The organism is Streptomyces sp. WMMC500, assembly GCF_027497195.1.
Classification (GTDB): Bacteria; Actinomycetota; Actinomycetes; order Streptomycetales; family Streptomycetaceae; genus Streptomyces.
Map to the genome: position 1 here is coordinate 231,261 of NZ_CP114905.1, position 20,340 is coordinate 251,600.

The following is a 20,340-nucleotide window of genomic DNA, read 5'->3' on the forward strand; positions in this document are numbered from 1 at the left end:
GGGTCGGCGTAAGATCGGCCAATGGCTGACTTGACCGAAACCACACCCGGCTGGCTGGCTCCCGAGGAGCTGGAGTCGGCGCGCGCACGGATGCCGGTCCTCTACGTCGACGCGGTGCCGGTCCGCGTCGACGACCGGGGCGAGGTCACGCACGTCGGCCTGCTGTGGCGGATCGACGCGGACGGTGCGGTGAGCCGGGCGCTGGTCTCCGGCCGGGTGCTGCACCACGAGCGGGTCAGGGACGCGCTGCTGCGGCATCTGGAGAAGGACCTCGGTCCGGTGGCGCTACCGCGGGTGCCGTCGTCGCCGCAGCCGTTCACGATCGCAGAGTACTTCCCGACGCAGGGCATCACGCCGTACCACGACCCGCGGCAGCACGCGGTGTCGCTGGCGTACATCGTGCCGGTGGCGGGCGACTGCCGGCCGCGGCAGGACGCGCTCGACTTCGTCTGGTTCACGCCGCAGGAGGCGGCGTCGCCGGTGGTGCAGCAGGAGATGCCCGGCGGCCAGGGCCACCTGCTCAAGCAGGCGCTCGCGCACGTGGGGTACGTCTCCTCCTGAGCGCCGCGGGGCGCCGACCCGCGCCGTCAGTCCTCGACCGGTCCGTCCAGCTCCAGCCGGGCGAGCCCGGCCCGGGACGTCACGCCCAGCTTGGGGTACGCCTTGTACAGGTGGTGCTCGACGGTGCGCGGACTCAGGAAGAGCCGCGCACCGATCTCCCGGCTGCTGAGCCCCTGCGCCGCCAGCCGGGCCACCTGAAGCTCCTGCGGAGTGAGCCGGTCGGCCGGCCGCGCGCGGGCGGCGGGCGGCTCGGCGCGTACGGCGGTGCCGGTGGCGCGCAGCTCGGCGCGGGCGCGCTCGGCCCACGGTGCGGCGTCCAGGCGCTCGAAGCACTCCAGCGCGGCGCGCAGCGGGGCGCGGGCCTCGCTGCGGCGGCGCTCGCGGCGCAGCCACTCGCCGTAGAGCAGCTCGGTGCGGGCGCGTTCGAAGGGCCGCCCGCCCTGCTCGTGCAGCCGCAGGGCCCGTAGATACGCCGCCTCGCCGTCCCCCAGGAGGGCCGCGCAGCGGGCCGCGACCGCCAGCGCCCAGGGCTGGCCGCCGCCCTCTGCCCAGCGCCGGAAGCGGTCGAGCGGTGCGTGTGCGCGCTCGGGGCGGCCCAGCCGTACGGCGGCCTCGACGAGGTCGCCGGTGGCGGCCATGAGCACCGCCGTGTGCCGGCCGGGGCCGCGCCAGGCAGCCTCCAGCCGCTCCAGCGCGGCGCCGTGCCGCCCCCGGCTCACATCGAGCATGCTCAGCGCGCAGTCGGCGGCGACCCGGGCGGTGTCCGAGGCTTGGCCGGCGAGCGCGGCGCAGCGGGTCTCGTCGCCCTCGGCCGCCGCCAGCCACGCGCGTACGACGTCCAGTTCACCGGTCCTGCGGTACAGCCCGGTGTCGCGGGCGATCGCCGCAGCCTCGGCCACCGAGGCCCGCGCGGCGCGGTGCCGCCCCGCCGTCCGCTGCGCCATGGCCTGCGCCTGGAGCACCTTGGGCAGCCGGCCGACCAGCCCCTCCGCGCGGCAGCGTTCGACCTCGTCGGCGGCCAGGTCCAGGGCGGCGTCGTCGTCGCCGAGGATGATGCTGCCGTAGAGGGCCTGCATGCGCTCGTCACCGTCGACCTGCCGGACGCCGTCCGCGGGGTCGTGTCCCGTCTCGTACGCCGTGCCGTACGCCGTGTCCTGCGCGGCCTGCCGCGAGGCCCGCCGCACCCGCGCGACGTACCCGGCGAGCAGCGGCAGCCCCCGCCCGTAGTCCTCGTCGAGGAGAAGGGCCATGGCCTCCGCCGCGTCGTCGGGGCGGCCGAGCTCGCGCAGCCGGCGCGCGGCGACGCCGACCGGCTCGGGGCTGCCGGCGAACCACCCGAAGCCGGCGGCCGTGCGCAGCATCGCCGCCGCGACGTCCGGCGCCGCCCCGGCCGCGCCGCGGACCAGCAGCGCCGCGGCCCGCCCCGGCGCGCCCCGCTCGAACTCCACCACCGACCGCACCCGCGCCAGCTCCGCGCGCAGCGCGCCGTCCGCGGCCCGCGGCTCCGCCTCTTCCGCCAGCTCCGCGGCCCAGGCCAGTTGCCCGGCGGAGAGTGCGGCGCTCACCGCCGCGACGAGCCACGCGGCCTGGTCGGCACGGGCGGGCGCGAGCTGCGCCGCGCGCCGGAACTGCCCGGCCGCGGCGGCGTACGCGGTGCGGCGCCGGGCCCGTTCGGCCGCCGCGGCGATCTCGGCGGCGACGCCCGCGTCCGGGGACGTGGTGGCGGCCGAGAGGTGGTGGGCGCGGCAGTCGGGGTCGCCGGTGGACTCGGCCAGCGCGCGGTGGGCGGCGATCCGGGCGGCCAGCGGCGCGCCCCGGTAGGCGGCGGTGGCGATCAGCGGGTGGCGGAAGGCGACGGTGGCCCCGGTGGCCCCGGTGGTGTGCAGCAGCCCGGAGCGGTCGAGTTCGTCGAGGCCGGTGCCGAGGGCGTCCGCGGCGCGCAGCAGCAGGGACAGGTCCCCGCGGCCTTCGGCGGCGGCGAGCACGGCCATCAGGCGGGCCCGCTCGGGCAGGTCGTCGATCCGGGCCCGGAACGCCGCGAGCACCCGGTCGGCGACGGCCAGCGGCTCCCGCGGGCCGGGCGCGCCGCCGTGCTCCGTCGTGGCCGCGGCCGCGAACTCCAGCACCGCCAGCGGGTTCCCCGCCGACTCGGCGACGATCCGGTCCCGCAGCTCCGGCGCGAACCCGCGGTCCGCCAGCAGCTCCGCGGCGTCCCGGGCGCCGAGTCGCGGCAGGCTCAGCTCGGCCAGGCCGTGTCCCGCGAGCCCCTCGTCCCGTACCGCGAACACCATCGCGACGCCCTCGGCGGTCAGCCGCCGGGCGGCGAACAGCAGTGCCTCCGCGGACGACCGGTCGACCCAGTGGGCGTCGTCGACGAGGCAGAGGAGCGGGCCGCGGTCCGCGAGATCCGTCAGCAGCGTGAGCACGGCGAGCCCGGTGAGGAACCGGTCCGGGCCGCGGTCCCGGCCGGCGTCCAGCACCGCGTGCAGCGCCGCGTGCTGCGGTTCCGGCAGCGCGGCGATACGGTCCCGCACCGGCCACAGCAACTGCACCAGCCCCGCGAAGGCCAGTTCCGCCTCCCGCTCGGAGCCGGTCACGCGCAGCACCGGCAGCCCGAGCCCGCTCGCCTCCCCCGCGGTCCAGTCCAGCAGCGCGGACTTGCCGATCCCGGCCTCCCCGCGGAGCACGAGGACGCCGCTGCGGCCCGCCTCCGCGCCCGCGAGCAGGTCTTTCAGCGCCGCCTGCGCGGCGGATCTCCCCAACAGCACGCCGTGTCCTCCCCCCTCCACAGCACGGCAACGCGCGGCTCCCACGGGCGCATTCCGAAGAATTGCGGATGCGGATACGTAGACCCCCCGGCCTAGCGTCACGAACACCGCGCCGGCGACCGCGCAGCCCGCCGCGCGGCAGGCTGCCGGCTGCGCGGAACCGTATCGCGACGGAGCACACCGATGTCGTACGAACCCTCCCCCGCCCGCCTCCGGCGGCCGGGTCCGGGCCTGGCCCTGCTGGCGCTCGGGCACCTCGTCATCAGCCTCGACCTGACCATCGTCTTCGTGGCGCTGCCGCACATCGCGGCCGACGTCGGCTTCACCGCGCACACCCAGCAGTGGGTGGTCAGCGTCTACGCGGTCCTCTACGGCGGCTTCCTGCTGCTCGGCGGCCGGCTCTCCGATCTGCTGGGGCGGCGCCGCATGTTCGTCACGGGCATGGTGCTGTACGGCGCGGCCTCCGTGCTCGGCGGTCTGGCGACGGCGCCGGGCGTGCTGCTCGCCGCCCGCGGGCTGCAGGGGCTGGGCGGCGCGGTGCTGTTCCCCGCGGTGCTGACGCTGGTCAACACCGCTTTCGCGGAGGGCAGGGAGCGGAACCGGGCGCTCACGGTCTGGGCGATGGCGGGCGCGGGCGGCCTGACCGTGGGGTCGCTGGCCGGCGGGGTGCTGACCCAGGCGTTCGGCTGGGAGGCCGTCTTCTTCGTCAACGTGCCGATGGCCGCGCTGGGCGCGGTGGGCGCGTTCGCCCTGCTGCCGGCCGACGGCCCCGCCGCCCGGGGCGGCATCGACGTGCCGGGCGCGCTGACCGGCACCGCGGGGGTGACCCTGCTGATCTTCGCCATCGCACACGGCTCGGAGGCCGGGTGGGCGGCGGCCGAGGTGGTCGCCGCGGCGGCCCTCGCGCCGCTGCTGCTCGGCGTGTTCCTGCGCACCCAGGCGCGCGGCCGGCACCCCCTGATGCCGCTCGGGGTGTTCCGCAACCGGGCGCTCGGCGCGGCGTCCGTCGTGATCGTGCTCTTCGGGTTCACCACGCAGGCCGTGCCGTACTTCCTGACGCTCTACTTCCAGAGCGTGCTGGGGTTCAGCGCGCTGGAGACCGGGCTGGCGTTCCTCGGCCCCACCCTGGCCATCACCGCGGGCAACGCCCTGTCCGAGAAGCTGGTCCACCGCTTCGGCAACCGCGCGTCGCTGATCGCCGGCATCCTGCTGAACACCGCGGGCGGCCTGTTGCTGGCGCCGGGCTTCCGGGCGGACGGGTCGTTCCTGACCGTGCTGGCCGGGATCGTGGTCGTGGGCCTGGGCATGGGCATCACCTTCGAGTGCATGTGGATCGCCGCGGGCACCGGCGTCGCCGGGGAGGAGCAGGGCCTCGCCTCCGGGGTGGCGTCCACCGCGCTCCAGATCGGCACCGCCACGGGGATCGCCGTGTTCGTCGCCATCGCGAACCGGGGCGTCGACGGGCGGGTCGGACAGGCGCTGCGGGAGGCGACGGCCGACGGGATGCGGACCGCGACGTTCGTGCTGGCGGTCGCCCTGCTGCCGGCGGTCCTGGCGGCGCTCGCCCTGCCGCGCGGGGAGAACCGCGTCGTCGCCGGTGGGGCGGGGGAGCCCCACGGAAAGGCGGAGGGCGCGGACGCGCGCCGCGAGGGGCAGCGGTCCTGAGGACCCGATGGGCTGTGGCGGGCGGGACGCCGGGCGGTGGCGGCCGGCCCGGCGGAAGGTTCCCGGGGCCGGGTGGTGAAGGGGCTGCGGGCGAGGGTGGGTTCAGCGGTGGGCGCGGGACCAGAGCGCGGGCCAGCCGCCCGGGGCAAGCCAGGAGGCGGGGGCTCGCAGGCCGCCGGCCGCGACGCCGTCCCAGAACGTCGCGGTGTCCGCGCCCAGTTCGCGGGCCGCGGGGAAGGCCCGTTGCCAGGGGCCATCCGGGTCGTCGAGGCTGCTCGCCGGGAAGCCCGGCACGGTGACGGCGCGCGGCTCCGCGACGGCGGCCAGGGGTATCGCCGGAGCCCGGCAGGTGACGGCCACGGCCGCCGCGCACAGCAGCGGGGCCGGCGGGCGCCGGGAGACCACGCGGGCAAGGGCGGGGTCGTCCTCGTCCACCAGGCGTCCGAGCGCCGCCCGGACGCGCAGGCCCATGAGCCCGATCGCGTACGCGGGCGCCACCGCGGGCCGCCGGGCCAGGGCGCGCAGCGCCTTGGGCAGCGGCCCCGCGCCGTCGAGGAGTTCGAGCTGCTCGAAGCGGTCGCGCAGGGCCGGGTCCAGCGCCGTCACCGCGGCGGCCAGCGGGCGTACGCCGGTGGCCGCCCAGAGCTCCGCCGGGCTCACCGTTTCGTCGCCGATGACGCGGCGGCAGGCGTGGGCCAGCGAGGCGGGGCCGAGGCGGCGCAGCCGGGTCAGGGCGGCGGCGGGTCCGTCGCCGCCGCGGGTGCCGGCGACCGCCGCGGTGCCGGTGCGGGTGCCGCGTAGGGCGGCGGCCGGGGCGGCCGGCAGCGTGGCGGCCAGCGCGGCGTAGACCGCGGCCGTCCGGTCCGTGACCTGCTCCGCCCACGCCCGCTCCGCGAGCCGGGCCAGCTCCGGCCCGGCGTGCGCCACGAGCCGCGGCGCGGCCCGGCGTCGGCGCGCGGGACCGGCCGGCGCCTCGTCACCGGGTGCCGCCGCCGGCTCGGGCGGCTCGGTGCCGGGGAGGGTCGCGACCCAGCGGCGGAAGCGCTCTTCCAGAGCCTCGTCGGGGGCGTCGTTGAAGCGGCCGGCGAGTTCGCCGACGAGCCAGCCGCGCTCGGCGGGGCGGGCCGGGCGCAGCTCGGCGTTGACGAGGATGCGGCCCGTGTCGTCCTGGAGCGCGGCCAGCGCGCTGCGGCCCTTCAGCGCGGCGTCGACGTAGAAGGGCGTGGCGATGCAGTTGCCCATGTAGTCCGCCCACTCGGCGAGCGTGCGGGCGCTGCGGGCCAGCCGGAAGCGCGCGCGGGTGCCGGGGACGAGGGTGGCGTCGACCGCGGCCAGCGGCGGCGGTACGGGGAACTCGCCGCTGAGCGCCGTGGCCACGTCCACGTCCGCGCGCAGGCTCTCGACCAGCCCCGCCCAGGTCTTCACGCCCTTGCCCACGGTGCCGCCGAGGGCGGCGAGCTGGGCGGCACCGGAGACCGCGAGGCTCACCGAGTCCAGCCGCGGTTCCAGCGGCCGGGCGGCCGGCGGCGGGTCGTGGTCCAGGCCGAGCGGACCGCCCCGCGGGGTGCAGGAGGCGGCCTCGTGGCCGTGCAACTGCGCGAGCGCGTCGGCCAGTTCGGCGTACCACAGCAGGTCGCCCAGCACCTCGACGTCGCGGGGCGCCGCCGCCTCGCCCTTCTCCCGGCGGTCGCGGAGCCGGTCGGCGAGGGTGTCGGTAGTGCCGAAGCGGTCGCGCACCCACGGCGGGTTCTCCGCCCACTCCTCGGGCGGGCGGACGGGGGTGTAGCCGGTGTGCCGGCGCCAGACCTCCATGCCCTGCGCCGCCCACGCGTGCAGCACGTCCTCGGGAACGAGCAGCTCCCGGTCGAGCAGCCGGTCGACCTCCTCGACGACGACCAGCGCGTAGTCGCGGGCGCGCGCCAGGCGCGGGCGCACCTGCGTCTCGTACGGGACGTGCGCCGGGCCCTTCTTGAGCACGTGGCGCTGCAGCTCGCGGGCGTGCCCGGCGGGGCGGGCGGGCAGCCCGGTCAGGCCCGGGACCCGGCGGGCGGCGCGGGCCGCCGCGGCGTGACCGGTGGCCGCGACGGCGGCGGCGAGCTGCGGCTCCATGTGCGCGAGCCCGACGGCCGGGCCGTGGTCGGCGACGGCGACGGCGGTGCGCAGCAGCACGGTCGCCGCCTGGGCGTCCTGCACGATCCGGTTCAGCACCCCGTGCCAGTAGTCGTCGGACGGCGTCCACCGCGCCGCCGCCAGCAGCGGCGACTCGCCCGTCTTCACGTCGTACGAGACCCGGTGGCGCGCCAGTTCCTCTTCGAACCGGGTGCGTCGGGTCCGCAGTTGGGCCACCCGGTCGTCGCGGCCCTGGGTGGCGAGCAGCCGCGCGCGGCGCGCCTGCCGGGCGTGGCCGTCGAGCACCCGGTCCCACAGGTCGGTCAGCAGCGCCGGGCGGCGCGGCCCGGGCAGCGGTGCGAGCACGCGGCCCAGATGCCCGGCGAGTACGGAGGGGGCGCCGCCGTCGACCGGGTCGACGCCGTCGGGCGCTTCGAGGGCGAGGATCCGCTCGACCTGCTCGGGCCCCAGCACGTCGCTGGCGGCGGACGCGAGCCGCACGGCGGGCCAGCGGCCCTCGGCCACCGCCCGGCCGGCGGCGGCGCCCACGCGCTTGGTCGCGGCGGGGCCGAAGAGCGCCACGGTGGTCGCCGCCCGGTCGCCGAGCCGCCCGGCCTCGGCGGGGCCCAGCGCGCGCAGTGCGGCGAGGACCGCGTCCCGCTTGTCGCCGCGGGCACCCGCGAGCCGCGCGGAGCGGAAGCCGCCGCCGAGGTCCACGCCCGCGCCGGCGGCGACCGGGCCGCCGGCCGCGACCAGCCGGCGCAACGCGGCGACGGCGGCCTCGGCCCGCTCCTCCCCCGCCTCCGGGGGCCCCAGCGCGACGGGTGCGCCCGCGGGGGCGTCGGCCTGCTCCGCGAGCCGGACGGGCACGCCGGCGCGGGCGGCCCACGCCGCCTGTCCCGTGGTCACCACGCCGTCCGCCAGCCGGAATCTCATCCGCCTCAGGATGGCGGAGGCCGCCATGATCCGCCAACGCCATTTCCCGCGCGGGCGGACGGCGCGGGGGCCTGTGCGGGCCGTCCGCCCCGTCGGCCTGGGTCAGGGCAGCCCGTCCGCCGGGGTCAGGGCCGGCCGGCGGCGGGGACGCGCTCCGCCTCGGGCGGAGGCGCCGGCGGGGTGCCGTCGCCGAAGGGACGGCCGCCCAACTGCTCGCGGTGGTGCGGCGTCAGCCAGCCCGACAGGTCGGGCCCCGCCGGGACGATGCCGGTCGGGTTGATGCCCGTGTGGACCTCGTAGTAGTGGCGCTTGATGTGGTCGAAGTCGACCGTGTCGCCGAAGCCCGGCGTCTGGTAGAGGTCGCGGACGTACGCCCACAGCACGGGGTCCTCCGCGATCTTGTTGCGGTTGCACTTGAAGTGCCCCTGGTAGACGGGGTCGAAGCGGACGAGGGTGGTGAACAGCCGGATGTCGGCCTCGGTGAGGGTCTCGCCGACCAGGTAGCGGCGGCCGGACAGCCGCGCGGACAGCTCGTCCAGTTGCCGGAACACGTCGTGGTAGGCGGCCTCGTACTCGTCCTGGGTGGTGGCGAAGCCGGCCCGGTAGACACCGTTGTTGACGTTCCGGTAGACGCCCTCCATCACCTCGTCGATCTCGTCGCGCAGCGCCTCGGGGTACAGGTCGGGCGCGCCGTCGCGGTGCAGTGCGGTCCACTCGGTGGCGAAGTCCAGGGTGATCTGCTGGAAGTCGTTGGTGACGAGCCTGCCGCTGGGCACGTCGACGATCGCGGGCACGCTGACGCCGCCCGGGTAGCCGGTCTCGCGCGCGTCGTACGCCTCGCTGAGGAACCGGATGCCCAGCACCGGGTCGCGGTCGCCGGGGTCGAGCGTGAAGCGCCAGCTCCGGTCGTCCTGGATCGGGTCGGTGACGCCGACGGAGATCGCGGGCTCCAGGCCGAGCAGCCGCCGGGAGATCAGCGTGCGGTTGGCCCACGGGCAGGCGCGGCTGACTACGAGCCGGTAGCGCCCGGCCTCGGCGGGCCAGCCGTCCTCGCCGGCCGCGGTGATCCGGTCGGCGAAGTGGCTGCGGGAGCGCTTGAAGCGCTTCCTGCCGTACTCCGTGTTGCCCTGACCCGCTCCGTCGCTCTCACTGCTCATCGCCCGCTCCTTCGTCGACACGCCGACAACACCGGCCCCATTGTCCAGTGCCGTGCCGCCCGCTGCCAGGCGATGCGGTGCCCGCCGGGCGCGTCGCCGCGCGGCCGGATCAGGGCTGTGCGGCGGCGGTGCGGTAGTGGTAGGTGCACAGCTCGCGGAAGCCGGCGCGGGCGTACAGCCGCAGCGCGGCCGGGTTGTCGCGCTCCACCTGGAGGTACAGACGCGCCGCGCCGTGTGCCCCGGCCCAGCCCGCCAGGGCGCCGAGCACGCGCCCGCCGGCGCCCCTGCCCCGCGCCGCGGGCAGCGTGGCCATGGCGAAGACGCCGGCCCAGCCGGTGTCGGCGACGGCCCGGCCCACGGCCACCGTCTCCTCGCCGTCGAGGACGCGGGCGTACGCGGACGGGCCGGCGACCCGTTCGAGGAGTCCCCCCGCGGCCGCCGGGGCGGCGTCCCGGCCGTGGACGGCGTGCCAGACGCCGAACCACGCGTCGACCGGGCGGTCTTCGGTACGCGCCCGAAGGCGGCCCCCGGTCGGCTGCGCCGGCACCCCGGCGACCGCCGCGGCCTGCAGGGAGACCGGGTGCGCGCGGCGGTAGCCGCGCCCGGCGAGCAGGTCGTCGAGCCCGGCGGGGCAGGCGGCCGGGGTGATCTGGAACAGCGCCGCGCGCTCGTGCCGGGCGTAGAACTCCTCGGCGTGCGCCACCCGCCGCAGCAGCTCCGCCGGCCCGGCGGGCTCCTCGGGTCCGTGCGGCAGCACCGAGCCGACCCACCACGAGCTGCCGCGGTGGTGCCGCAACCACCAGCCGTCGGCGTACGCGACGAGCTCCGCGGGCAGCGCCCGCGCGGCCCGCTCCTGGAGCCCCCGGACGACCCCGGGGGCGGCGGGGACCGCGGCGCTCACGGCCGCCCGCCCGCGAGGAACGCCAGCACCCTCTCGGTGAGCAGCGCGGCGGCGTCCGGGTCGTACGACGGGAGGGTGGGGTCGGCGAAGAAGTGCTCGTCGCCGGGGTAGAGGAACAGCTCCCGGTCCGCCGCGCCGGCCACCAGCAGGCGCGCCGCGTCGAGGTCGCCCTCGCCGGCGAACAGAGGGTCGCCCTCCTTGCCGTGCACCTGCACCGGCACCCCCTTCGGCCAGGCGGGGCCGAACTCGGCCACCGGGACGCAGGAGTGGAAGAGCAGCGCGCCGCGCGCGCCGGGGCGGGTCTGGGCCAGGCACTGCGCGGGCAGCACGCCGACGGAGAAGCCCGCGTACACGGCCTCTGCGGGCAGTGCGTCGGCCGCGCGGAGGCCGCGGGCGACGACCTCCCCGAAGCCGATCCCGGCGACGTGCGCCATCCCCTCGGCGAGCGAGCCGAAGGTGCGTCCCTCGAAGAGGTCGGGGGTGTGCACCGTGTGCCCCGCGCGGCGCAGTTCGCCGGCGAAGGCGAGAACGCCGGGGCCCAGCCCCAGCGCGTGGTGGAAGAGCACGACCTCGGCCATGGTGACGCCTCCGCTCGCGGTCGCCGATCGGATCTTCCGGGCACTCTAGCCGGGGCCCCGCGCCGCCGGTGTCCGCCGGCCGGTGCGCCGTACGAAACCCGCTGGCCCGGGGCGGCGCCGTCTGCCAGGGTGACGGCGATGAGCACCGCATTCCGCCCCGGTCTCGAACTGGCCCGCGACTTCCACGCCGAGGCCGTCGCCCCCCTCCTGGACCGGGTGCTCGCCGGCGCGCCGTACGCCGCCGCGCTGCTGGGCTGGGGATCGGAGGTGCAGGGCTTCGACACCCCGCGCTCGACGGACCACGCCTGGGGCCCGCGGCTGCAGGTGTTCCTCGCGCCGGCCGGCCACCGGGCGCACGCCGCCGGGCTCACCGCGCTGCTCGGCCGGGAGCTGCCGGAGCGGTTCCGCGGCCACCCGGTGCGCTTCGCGTTCCCCGGCGGTACGACGCCGCGGCACTGGGTCGACGTCCTCGACGTCCGCGCGCACTTCGCGGACCAGCTCGGCGAGGTGCCGGACGGCGGGCTCTCGGCGGGCGGCTGGCTGGCGGCACCGTGGCAGGTGCTGCGGGAGCTGACGGGCGGCGCGGTGTTCCACGACGGCGCCGGGGTGCTCACCTCGTACCGGGAGAGCCTCGGCTGGTACCCGGACCCGGTGTGGCGCTACGTGCTGGCGTGCCAGTGGCAGCGGCTGCACCAGGAGGAGCCGTTCGTCGGGCGCTGCGGCGAGGTCGGGGACGACCTGGGGTCCGCGGTGACCGCCGCCAGGCAGGTGCGCGAGCTGATGCGGCTGTGCCTGCTGATGCACCGGGTCTATCCGCCGTACGGCAAGTGGCTCGGCTCCGCCTTCGCCGCCCTGCCGCAGGCGGCGGAGCTGGCGCCGCTGCTCTCCGGGGCGCTGGCGGCGCGCGGCTGGCGGGAGCGCGAGCGGCAACTGTCGCCCGCCTACGAGCTGGTGGCACGGATGCACAACGGCCTGGGGCTCACGGAGCCGCTGGAGCCGGAGGTACGCCCCTTTTACGAGAGACCGTTCCTCGTCCTGGGCGCCGAGCGCTTCTGCGCCGCGCTGCTCGCCACGGTCGACGACCCCGGACTGGCGGCGCTGCCGCCGGTCGGGTCCGTGGACCAGTACGTCGACAGCACCGACCTCACCGCGCACGGGTTCGCCGGCCGGAGACGGCGCTATCTCGCCCGCCCCGGCGGATCCGTCACGTGAGGGGCGGCGCCGGCGGGCCCCCCGCGGCGCAGCCGGCGCAGCCGGTCCAGCCGGCGCAGCACCAGCAGCCCGCCGACGCCCGGGACGACCGACCGCGGCCGGGTGCCGGGAGCGGTGTCCCCCGGCGTCGTCGCCCAGGTGAGGGCGATGACCGCGAGGTAGGCGGTGCCGTGCACGGGGCCGCCGAGGGAACTGACGGCCTCGGTGTGCACGGTGAACAGGTTGATCAGCAGGGCCGCGAGTGTCAGCAGCTCGACGGCGGCGGCGATCCGCAGCGCGCGCACGGCTCACGCCCCCGTGGTGGAGCCGGGACGGACGATCATCAGCACGACGACGACCGCCCAGAGCAGGTTGAAGACCCCGGTGAGCATGGCGAGCCGGCTCGCCGCGGGGCGCAGCACGTCGCCCTCCCGGGCGGGGGCGTCGCCGCTCGTCGCGGCCAGGAGGCGCTGCTGTCCCGGCAGGATCGCAAGCGCGAGCAGGGCCGCCGCGCCGGTCGTCAGCACGATGGAGGCGATCAGCCAGGCGTCGGTCAGCACCCCGAGCTGCGCGCCGGTGGCCACGCCGAACGCGGGGACGGCGAGGCCCACGACCGCGTAGGCGCGGCAGACGCGGTGCAGGAACGCGGCGGTCCCGTCGCGGTGCGCGGGGTCGGCGGCGGCCGACTCGCGGGCGATCCGGGGAAACACCGAGGCCGCCACGGCGATCGGCCCGATGGCCAGGATCGCCGCGAGCACGTGTACGGACAGCAGGAACTTCGTCACCGCACCCTCCCGGGTAATATGTTGGCTACCAATACATAGCACACCAACAGAAGGAGGTAGGCTGGGCGCCCATGAGAGGGGATCCGGTACGCGGACACTTGGACGGACTGCTGCTCGCCGCACTCGAAGGCGGCCCGCTGCACGGCTACGCGATCATCACCGCCGTGCAGCGGCGCAGCGCGGGCGCGCTGGAACTGCGCACGGGCACGGTCTATCCGGCGCTGAACCGGCTGGAACGCACGGGCCTGCTGCGCAGCACGTGGGAGTCGGAAGGCGAGCGGCGGCGGCGCTGCTACGAGCTGACCGACGCGGGCCGGCGCGCGCTGGCGGACGAGCGCACCGCCTGGCGGGAGTTCACCAGCGCCATCGGCTCGGTCCTGGACCCGGGCCCGGCGCCGAGGCCGGCGACATGACGGCCGGCGACCCCGGGGGCACGGCCCCCGCGCCCGCCCCCGGCGCCGCGGACGAGGAGGGCACCGCTCCCGCCGTCCCGGAAGGCGGCGCCGTCGAGGACCACCTCGCCGCCCTGGACGCCGCGCTGCACGGGCCCGTCCGCGTCAAGTCCCGGATGCTGGCGGAGGTACGCGACGGGCTCGCCGACGCCGCCGACGCGCACGCCGCGGCCGGCGCGCCGTCCCGCGCCGCCGCGGCGGCCCGCGCGGTGCGCGACTTCGGCACGGTGGCGGAGGTCGGCCCGGCCTTCCAGCGCGAGCTGACCATCGCGCAGGCCCGGCAGACCGCGCGGGTCGTCGCGCTCATCGTCCCGTTCCTGATGGCCTGCTGGTACCTGGTCGGCGCCACCGCCGAGGACGCGGGCGGGCGCATGCCCGCGGCCGTGCACGTGCTCGCGGCCAACCTCGGCGGCCTCGCCGCGCTGGCTGCGCTGCTCGCCGCCGGGTCGCTCGCCGCGACCGGCGCCCTGTCCCGCTGGTCGGCCACCCCGCGGCAACTGCCGCTCGTGGTGGCCTGGACCGGCACCACCGCGGCCGTGGCGCTGGCGGTCAGCGCGCTCACGCTGACCGCGGGCGCCGTGCTGGTGCAGGACTGGCCGGCGGGCGCGCTGGCCGGCGCGGTCACGCTCGCCGCACACACCCGGCTCGCCGCCTCCGCCCGCGCCTGCCGGCACTGCGCCCAGTTGGCCCGCTGACCCGGCCGCGCGCGGCCGGACACACCCGGAGATCCCGGAGGCGTCCCGCCCGCGGCGCCCGGACGGCGCGCCGCGGGCGGGACGGGAGGGTCCGGCCGCACGTCCGCGGCCGGACCCGGTCCGTACGGTCGGTGGCGTACCGTACGGGCCCTCCCTTCTCAGGGAGTCCGTTCTTTACGGGAGTCCGCGATCCAGCGCGTTGAACAAGGTGCCGTTCGACAGGTCTCCGGACATCTCCCAGACCATCCCGCCGAGCAGCCCCTTCTCCCTGATGTACGCGGTCTTCTGGTCGATCGCCCAGACGTCGTCGAACGACCACCACTGACCGTTCGCGCCGGTGTACCCGTACGTGGCCACGGACTGGGTGTCGTGGTGCACGGTCATGTTCGGCACCATGGCCAGGAGGTTGTCGTAGCCGCGGGTCCCGGCCTCCTCCTGGAACTGGCCGGGCGCGGCGCCGTTGGCGCTCTGCCACTCGCCGTTGGCGCCGCCGTCGGCCACCTGCTGCCAGCCGCGCCCGTAGAACGGGAAGCCGATGGTCAGCTTGCGGGGGCTGACGCCCGCATCGAGGTAGTGCTGCACCGCGCCGTCGATGCTGAAGTCGTTCGGGTACGGCGACTGCGCGTCGGGGTACAGGTTGGCCTGGTGGCCGGTGCGGTTGGGCTCCCACGAGTTGTCGCTGCCGGAGCCGTGGAAGTCGTAGCCCTGGACGTTGGCGAAGTCCATGTACTTGAAGATCTCCTTCAGGTCCCAGCCGGCGTCGATCTTCTTGGGGTCGGCGGGGGTGAAGGCGGTCAGCAGCTTGTGGTCTCCGCCCAGCGCGTCGAGCTGCCGCCGGAACTCGGCGATCAGCGCGGTGTTGTTGGCCTTGTCCTCGGGGCTCCAGTGGTTGCCTGGGTGGCCGTCGGGCGAGCCGGGCCACTCCCAGTCCAGGTCGATGCCGTCGAAGATGCCGGCCGCGACGCCGGGGCCGCCGGCGCCGTTGTACGCGGGCAGGTCGCCCTTGATGTACATGTCGATGCAGGACTTGACGAACTTCTCCCGGGAGGCGGGCGTCCTGGCCGCGTCGGAGAAGTACTTGGAGTAGGTCCAGCCGCCCAGCGAGATGAGGATCTTCAGGTGCGGGTGCTTGGCCTTGAGTTTCTTGAGCTGGTTGAAGTTGCCGCGCAGCTTGCCCCAGCCGTCGTCGGCGACGCCGTCGACCGACTGGCCGGCGGGGAAGGCCCGGCCGTAGTCGGCCTCGGCGTCGCCCGCGCCGTCGCCCTGGTTGGGGTCCTGCGGGTTGGGAGAGGTGCCCTTGGTGACGCCGTTGAGGCAGGTGAGGTTCTGCGGGTCGATGTTGGCGAAAGCGTAGTTGATGACGTCGAGCTTGGCCGCCGCGCCGGAGGTGTCGAGGTCCTTCACGAAGTACTGGCGGCCGTAGATGCCCCACTGCACGAAGTAGCCGACCTTGGCGTAGCCGCCCTGGCCGACGGCCTCGTCGGTGGTGACGGTCAGGGTGTTGCTCGCGGGCGAGGGGTTGTCGGCGGCGTCGCGGGCCCTGACCGTGAAGGCGTACTGCGTCGCGGGGGTCAGCCCGGTCAGCGTGGTGGTCAGGGTGTCGGCGGGTACGCTCGCGGCGAGGGTGGTCCCGCGATAGACGTCGTAGGCGGCGACGCGCTTGTCGTCGGTCGCCGCGTCCCACCGCAGCGCCACGGTGCTGGAGGTGACGTCCGTGGACCGCAGGTTGCCCGGGGCCGTCGGCGGCACGGTGTCGGTGGCCGGGTCCACGGTGGTCGCGGTCACGGGGGCGCTGGGCGGGCCCTCGTTGCCGCGGGAGTCCTTGGCCCGGACGGCGAACTGGTAGGAGGTGGCGGGAGTCAGGTCGCGGACGGTCGCCTGGGTGGTGGCGCTGGCCGCCACGACGGCGCCGCCGCGCAGGACCTCGTACGAGGTCACGGGGAAGTCGCCCTGGGCCGCCGCGTTCCACTTCAGCGTCACGGTACGGGCGGTGGTGTCGGCGACGCTCACGCCGCCCGGTGCCTGCGGGGGCACGGCCGGGCTGCCGTCGCACTTGTCGCCGTTGATCAGGCAGCCGGTGGGCGCCGTCATCGGCCCGCTGCCGGTGAAGGTGTAGCTGTACGGCTCGGTGTCACGGCCCGCCGGGACGCGGGCGTTGTAGTACGCGGGCGTGACGGTGACGTGGCGGCCGTCGACCTGCGCGGTGCCGTGGGTGTGGTTGCTGACCGACACGCCGGCCGGCAGGTCGAACTCCAGCGACCAGTTCTCCACCGCGGCGGTGCCGGCGTTGGCGACCACGAACTTGCCCGTCCACGACGAGCCGCTGCCGGAGCTGCTGAAGGTCGCGGTCAGCCCGGCCTGGGCGCTGGCGGGCGGGGCGAGCGTGGTGAGCCCGGTGAGCGCCAGCGCCAGCACGGCGAGGACCGCGAGCAGGCGCCGGGACACGGGGAAGGATCTGAGGCGAAGAGGTGCGGCTCTCTGCACGGACACGGCTCTCCTTGTGGGAAGACGACGTCCACCCGGCGCGCCGGGTCGTCCGCGTGCTCGGGTGGTCGGACGCGAATCGTGCGGTATAGACCTCTAAGACAGCCCTGGGTCGCGAACATGTCAATGTGACCGGCGCGGGTACCGGGCCGTACCAATCCGGGCGGCCGGACGACTCCCCCACGCTCCAGCCCGCCGCAAAGGACTGGACCAATCCGGGTAAATTTTACCGTCCCTTGACCTGTTCCGGCTCCAACTCACCCTCCCCCAGGGGCCGCCCGGCCGCCCTCGGCTCAGGCCGCACGGGCACGGGAGGGGTCCCCGGATCCGCGTGGCAGCCTGGGCGCCGGCGTCCGGACCCGCGGTGGTCCGTCGCGGCCTTCGGTGATCCGGCGGTTCCCGAGGAGGGGAGTACGGCGTGGCAGGGTGGCGGGATCGGCTGTTGTCGAGGCCGGGTGCCCGCGCGCAGCAGCGCGTCGGGATCCAGTCGCTGGCGATGACGCCGGACGGGCGCCACGTGGTCACCGGAGGCGGCGACGGGCTGCTGCGGATCTGGCGCCTGGCGCCGTGGAAGCTGCTCGGGGAGATCGACACGTACGCGAACGTGGTCAAGTCGGTCGCGGTGACACCGGAAGGAGAGCGCGTCGTCGCCAGCGGCCACGGCACGGTCGGCGTCTGGAGCCTCAAGACCGGTGAGCCGGTCACCGGACCGCTGGAGGTGCACCGGTACATGGGCGAGTGGGGTGTCGCCCTGTCCGTGCACGCGGCGCTCACGCCCGACGGCAAGCGGATCGTCACCGGCGGCGGCGAGGGCAGGGTGCACGTCCTCGCCCTGGAGAGCGGCATCCCGGCCGGGCGGTCGATCCAGGCGCACGAGCTGGTCGCGGCGGTGGCGGTCACCCCGGACGGCAGGAAGATCGTCAGCACCGGGCACGAGGACGGCCGGGACGGCGTCCTGCGGATCTGGGACCTGGCCGACGGCAGCCCGGTCGGCGGCCCGGTGACGGCGCACCGGTCCTTCGTGCAGGGGCTGGCGATCACCCCGGACAGCACCCGGGCGGTCAGCGGCGGCGTCGACGGGCGGATGCAGTTCACCGCGCTCGACGGCAGCGGCACGACCACCGGCGTGGAGGTCGCCGTGCACCGGGAGACGGTCGCGGGGATCGCCGTCACCCCCGACTCCCGGATCGTCAGCGTCGGCAGCGGCGGCGTCGCCCACATCTGGGACCCGGTCACGCCGCCGGCCACGGCCCGCACGGTCAGGACGGAGTCACGCTACCTGTCCGCCGTGGCGGTCTCGCCGAACGGCCGGCGCTTCGTCACCGGGTCCCGCAACACCGGCGTGCTGCAGGTGTGGAACGTGCCGCCGCCGGCGCGGGGGGCGTAGCCTGCGGCTTCATGGACGAACGCGCCGCGGCCGGGCGCCGCGCCCGGGGCCTGGGGCTGGCGGCGGGCCGGCTCGCGCCCGGTCCGTACGGGGCGATCACCGACGTGCCGGGCGTGCGCGTGGGACACGTGACGCTGCGCGAGCCGCCGCTGCTGCACAGCGGTGTCACGGCGATCGTGCCCGGGGACGTGCACCCGGGGGCGCCACTGCCCGCCGGGGTGTTCGCCGGGAACGGGTACGGCAAGCTGGTCGGCAGCACGCAGCTCGCCGAGCTGGGCGCGCTGGAGACGCCGGTGTTGCTCACCTCGACGCTCTCGGCGTTCCGGGCGGCCGACGCGCTCGTCGGCTGGATGCTGGAGCGGCCCGTGTGCGCGGAGGTGACGAGCCTCAACCCGGTCGTGGGCGAGTGCAACGACGGCGTCCTGTCGGACATCCGCGCCCGGCCGGTACGGGCGGAGCACGTGCATGCGGCGCTCGACGGGGCGGCCGGCGGGCCGGTCGCGGAGGGCTGCGTAGGCGCGGGCACGGGGACGGCGGCGCTGGGCTTCAAGGCGGGCGTGGGCACGGCGTCGCGGCTGGTGGCGGTCGGCGGGCGCGACGCGTGCGTCGGCGTGCTCGTACAGGCGAACTTCGGCGGCACGCTGCGCGTCCGCGGGCGCACCGTCACGCCCGCCGACGTGGGCGTCCCCGGCCCGGGGGCCGCGCCGGAGGCGGGTTCGTGCATGGTCGTGGCGGCCACCGACGCGCCGCTGGACGCCAGGCAGTTGACGCGGGTGGCGCGGCGCGCGGTCTTCGCGCTGGCCAGAACGGGCGCGTCGTACGGGCACGGGAGCGGGGACTACGCGATCGCCTTCGGCGTACGCCCCGGCGGCGGCCCGCCCCCGGACGCCGGCCTCGACCCGCTCTTCGAGGGGGTCATGGACGCCGTCGAGGAGGCGGTGCTCAACTCGCTCCTCGCCGCCACCACGACGACGGGCCCGGGGGGCCGCACCCGCCACGCCCTTCCGGCGGACCGGCTGCTGCGGCTGCTCGGCGACGGCTGACCACCCCGCCGGAGGGCCGGCGGCTCAGCGGTCGCGGTCGGCGTTCGCGGCCTCGTCCACGGGCCGGGGGGCCGGCTTCGGGGCGTTCTTGACGTCCGCCACCGAGGGGCGGCGCTCGCCGACCGCGGGGGCGAGCACGATCGCCGTGGCGACCAGGGCGAGGACGGCGATCATCGCGGAGCGCAGCCCGTAGTGGTCGCCCAGGAAGCCGAGGCCGGGCGGGCCGACGAGGAAGGCCCCGTACGCGATCATCGCCACGAGGCTCACCCGGGCGGTCGGGTTCGGGCCGGAGTCACCGGCGGCCGAGATGGCGACCGGGAAGCCCAGCGAGGCGCCCAGCCCCCAGAAGAGGACCGCGGCACCGGCGGCCACCGGGTGGTCGACGAAGATCACCACGACCAGTCCGAGGGCCGCGGAGATCGCGCTGGTCCTGATCACGAGGTAGCGGCCGAAGCGGTCGATGAAGAAGCCGCCGCAGAAGCGGCCGACGGTCATGGCGGTGGCGAAGCCCACGTAGACGAGGGAGCCCAGCGCCGCGTCCAGGTCGTGGCCGTCGACCATCAGCAGCGGCAGCCAGTCGGTCGCCGCTCCCTCCGCGAGCGCCATGGCCAGGACGACCCCGCCGATCAGCAGCAGTCGGGTGTCCTTCCACAGCGGCCTGCCGCGGGCCGCGCCGTCGCTCCCGTCGGCCTCGTCCGGCTCCGCGGTCCCGGCCGCCCGCTTGCCGACGCCGCCCGGGACGTCGCCGAAGGAGGCGAGGAAGACGGCGAGCGCGACGCCGGACATGAGGAGCAGGTGCCACTGCACGGGGAAGCCGGCGGCCGTCGCCAGCATGCCCAGGCTGGCGCCGAGCACGGTGCCGAGGCTGAAGAACCCGTGCAGCGCCGTCATCACGGACCGGCCGAGGAGCCGCTCGACCTCCGCGCCCTCCACGTTCAGCGCCACCTCGCCCGAGCCGCCGCCGAGGCCGAAGACGAACAGCCCGGCGGTGACGAGGGCCGCCGACGAGGCGAGCGCCCCGGTCCCGACCCCCGCGACCCCGAGCGCGATCAGCACCGTGCCGCCGCCGATCACCGGCCGGGTGCCCATCCGGGCCACCAGCGCCCCCGAGCCGGCGATGCCGATGGTGGAGCCCACGGACAGGCCGAAGAGGATCAGGCCCATCTCCGCCGTGGACGCCCCCAACTCGTCGCGGACGTCCGGGGTCCGCGTCACCCACGACGAGAGCGACAGCCCGGGTATGAGGAACATCAGGGACAGCGACAGGCGCCGGCGGCGTGAGGCGGTGGCCATCGGGGCTCTCTTTCGAAACGGTGACTCGTCAGCGCCGGGGGCGACGGCCGTGCGGGCAGAGCGGAGGAACCGTGTCGCGGCACGGCTCCTTCCGCAGTGTCGTTCCGACCCCGCCGCGGGCTCAAACCCGTTTCGGTACGTGGACTCCGGCCGGCGTCGCGCGGCCGCACCGCGGCGGGGCGGCGGGGCGGCCCGGCGGCGGAAGGCGGCGGGACCAGGCCGGTTTTCCCCGCTCCGTGCACCGGCGGGTGATCGACAGAGTAAGGTAAGCCTTACTTCCGCCACCGGTGACGGGTGCATCCAGGAAACATCCAGGAAAGGTGTCAGGTCAGGAT

At 76.4% G+C, this 20,340-nt stretch carries 16 protein-coding genes; 7 read left to right on the top strand and 9 right to left on the bottom strand.

What is annotated here, in order from left to right; translation table 11 throughout:
- Nucleotides 1–21 precede the first annotated feature (21 nt).
- Complete coding sequence (locus tag O7599_RS01010) at nt 22–561, top strand: NUDIX hydrolase family protein (RefSeq protein ID WP_281620128.1); 540 nt, start codon at nt 22–24, stop codon at nt 559–561.
- 26 nt (nt 562–587) lie between these two features.
- Here O7599_RS01010 and O7599_RS01015 read toward each other — a convergent pair whose 3' ends face one another.
- Entirely contained in the window at nt 588–3,329 is a 2,742-nt protein-coding gene (locus O7599_RS01015; RefSeq protein ID WP_281620129.1) for a LuxR family transcriptional regulator, read from the bottom strand.
- 183 nt (nt 3,330–3,512) lie between these two features.
- On the opposite strand from O7599_RS01015, the gene O7599_RS01020 reads away from it, so the two are divergent.
- Nucleotides 3,513–4,994, top strand: a complete 1,482-nt coding sequence (locus O7599_RS01020) for an MFS transporter (RefSeq protein ID WP_281620130.1) — start codon at nt 3,513–3,515, stop codon at nt 4,992–4,994.
- 102 nt (nt 4,995–5,096) lie between these two features.
- On the opposite strand, the gene O7599_RS01025 is transcribed toward O7599_RS01020, so the two are convergent.
- The 4 genes from O7599_RS01025 to O7599_RS01040 all read right to left on the bottom strand — a co-directional run bounded on the left by O7599_RS01025 (nt 5,097) and on the right by O7599_RS01040 (nt 10,675).
- Nucleotides 5,097–8,039 carry a hypothetical protein gene (locus O7599_RS01025; protein ID WP_281620131.1) on the bottom strand — a complete coding sequence of 981 codons (2,943 nt, stop codon included), beginning with the start codon at nt 8,037–8,039 and terminating at the stop codon, nt 5,097–5,099.
- 125 nt (nt 8,040–8,164) lie between these two features.
- Nucleotides 8,165–9,196, bottom strand: coding sequence for a glutathione S-transferase C-terminal domain-containing protein (locus O7599_RS01030; protein WP_281620132.1), 1,032 nt, complete (start codon nt 9,194–9,196; stop codon nt 8,165–8,167).
- A gap of 109 nt (nt 9,197–9,305) precedes the next feature.
- The gene (locus O7599_RS01035; protein WP_281620133.1) at nt 9,306–10,097 is read right to left on the bottom strand and encodes a GNAT family N-acetyltransferase; all 792 of its coding nucleotides are present in this window, start codon (nt 10,095–10,097) and stop codon (nt 9,306–9,308) included.
- Entirely contained in the window at nt 10,094–10,675 is a 582-nt protein-coding gene (locus O7599_RS01040; protein WP_281620134.1) for a dienelactone hydrolase family protein, read from the bottom strand. Before O7599_RS01040 ends, O7599_RS01035 begins: the two co-directional genes overlap by 4 nt.
- A 138-nt stretch (nt 10,676–10,813) precedes the next feature.
- Here O7599_RS01040 and O7599_RS01045 point away from each other — a divergent pair, with 138 nt between their 5' ends.
- Nucleotides 10,814–11,887, top strand: coding sequence for a DUF4037 domain-containing protein (locus O7599_RS01045; protein WP_281620135.1), 1,074 nt, complete (start codon nt 10,814–10,816; stop codon nt 11,885–11,887).
- Here O7599_RS01045 and O7599_RS01050 read toward each other — a convergent pair.
- Nucleotides 11,854–12,171: a hypothetical protein gene (locus O7599_RS01050; RefSeq protein ID WP_281620136.1), complete on the bottom strand. Its 318-nt coding sequence runs from the start codon at nt 12,169–12,171 to the stop codon at nt 11,854–11,856. The genes O7599_RS01045 and O7599_RS01050 overlap by 34 nt on opposite strands.
- A gap of 3 nt (nt 12,172–12,174) precedes the next feature.
- Nucleotides 12,175–12,651 carry a hypothetical protein gene (locus O7599_RS01055; protein WP_281620137.1) on the bottom strand — a complete coding sequence of 159 codons (477 nt, stop codon included), beginning with the start codon at nt 12,649–12,651 and terminating at the stop codon, nt 12,175–12,177.
- Nucleotides 12,652–12,722: 71 nt separating this feature from the next.
- Here O7599_RS01055 and O7599_RS01060 point away from each other — a divergent pair, with 71 nt between their 5' ends.
- Together O7599_RS01060 and O7599_RS01065 are read left to right on the top strand one after the other, a co-directional pair.
- On the top strand, nt 12,723–13,064 hold the full coding sequence (locus O7599_RS01060; protein ID WP_281620138.1) for a PadR family transcriptional regulator: 342 nt from the start codon (nt 12,723–12,725) through the stop codon (nt 13,062–13,064).
- Complete coding sequence (locus O7599_RS01065) at nt 13,061–13,798, top strand: permease prefix domain 1-containing protein (RefSeq protein WP_281620139.1); 738 nt, start codon at nt 13,061–13,063, stop codon at nt 13,796–13,798. Before O7599_RS01060 ends, O7599_RS01065 begins: the two co-directional genes overlap by 4 nt.
- A 174-nt stretch (nt 13,799–13,972) precedes the next feature.
- Here O7599_RS01065 and O7599_RS01070 read toward each other — a convergent pair whose 3' ends face one another.
- Nucleotides 13,973–16,288 (bottom strand): glycosyl hydrolase family 18 protein, encoded by a 2,316-nt coding sequence (locus O7599_RS01070; RefSeq protein WP_281620140.1) that lies wholly within the window; start codon nt 16,286–16,288, stop codon nt 13,973–13,975.
- 412 nt (nt 16,289–16,700) lie between these two features.
- Here O7599_RS01070 and O7599_RS01075 point away from each other — a divergent pair, with 412 nt between their 5' ends.
- Together O7599_RS01075 and O7599_RS01080 are read left to right on the top strand one after the other, a co-directional pair.
- Nucleotides 16,701–17,669, top strand: a complete 969-nt coding sequence (locus tag O7599_RS01075) for a hypothetical protein (protein WP_281620141.1) — start codon at nt 16,701–16,703, stop codon at nt 17,667–17,669.
- Between the two features lie 11 nt (nt 17,670–17,680).
- On the top strand, nt 17,681–18,712 hold the full coding sequence (locus tag O7599_RS01080; protein ID WP_281620142.1) for a P1 family peptidase: 1,032 nt from the start codon (nt 17,681–17,683) through the stop codon (nt 18,710–18,712).
- Nucleotides 18,713–18,736: 24 nt separating this feature from the next.
- Here O7599_RS01080 and O7599_RS01085 read toward each other — a convergent pair whose 3' ends face one another.
- The gene (locus O7599_RS01085) at nt 18,737–20,005 is read right to left on the bottom strand and encodes an MFS transporter (RefSeq protein ID WP_281620143.1); all 1,269 of its coding nucleotides are present in this window, start codon (nt 20,003–20,005) and stop codon (nt 18,737–18,739) included.
- Nucleotides 20,006–20,340 lie beyond the last annotated feature (335 nt).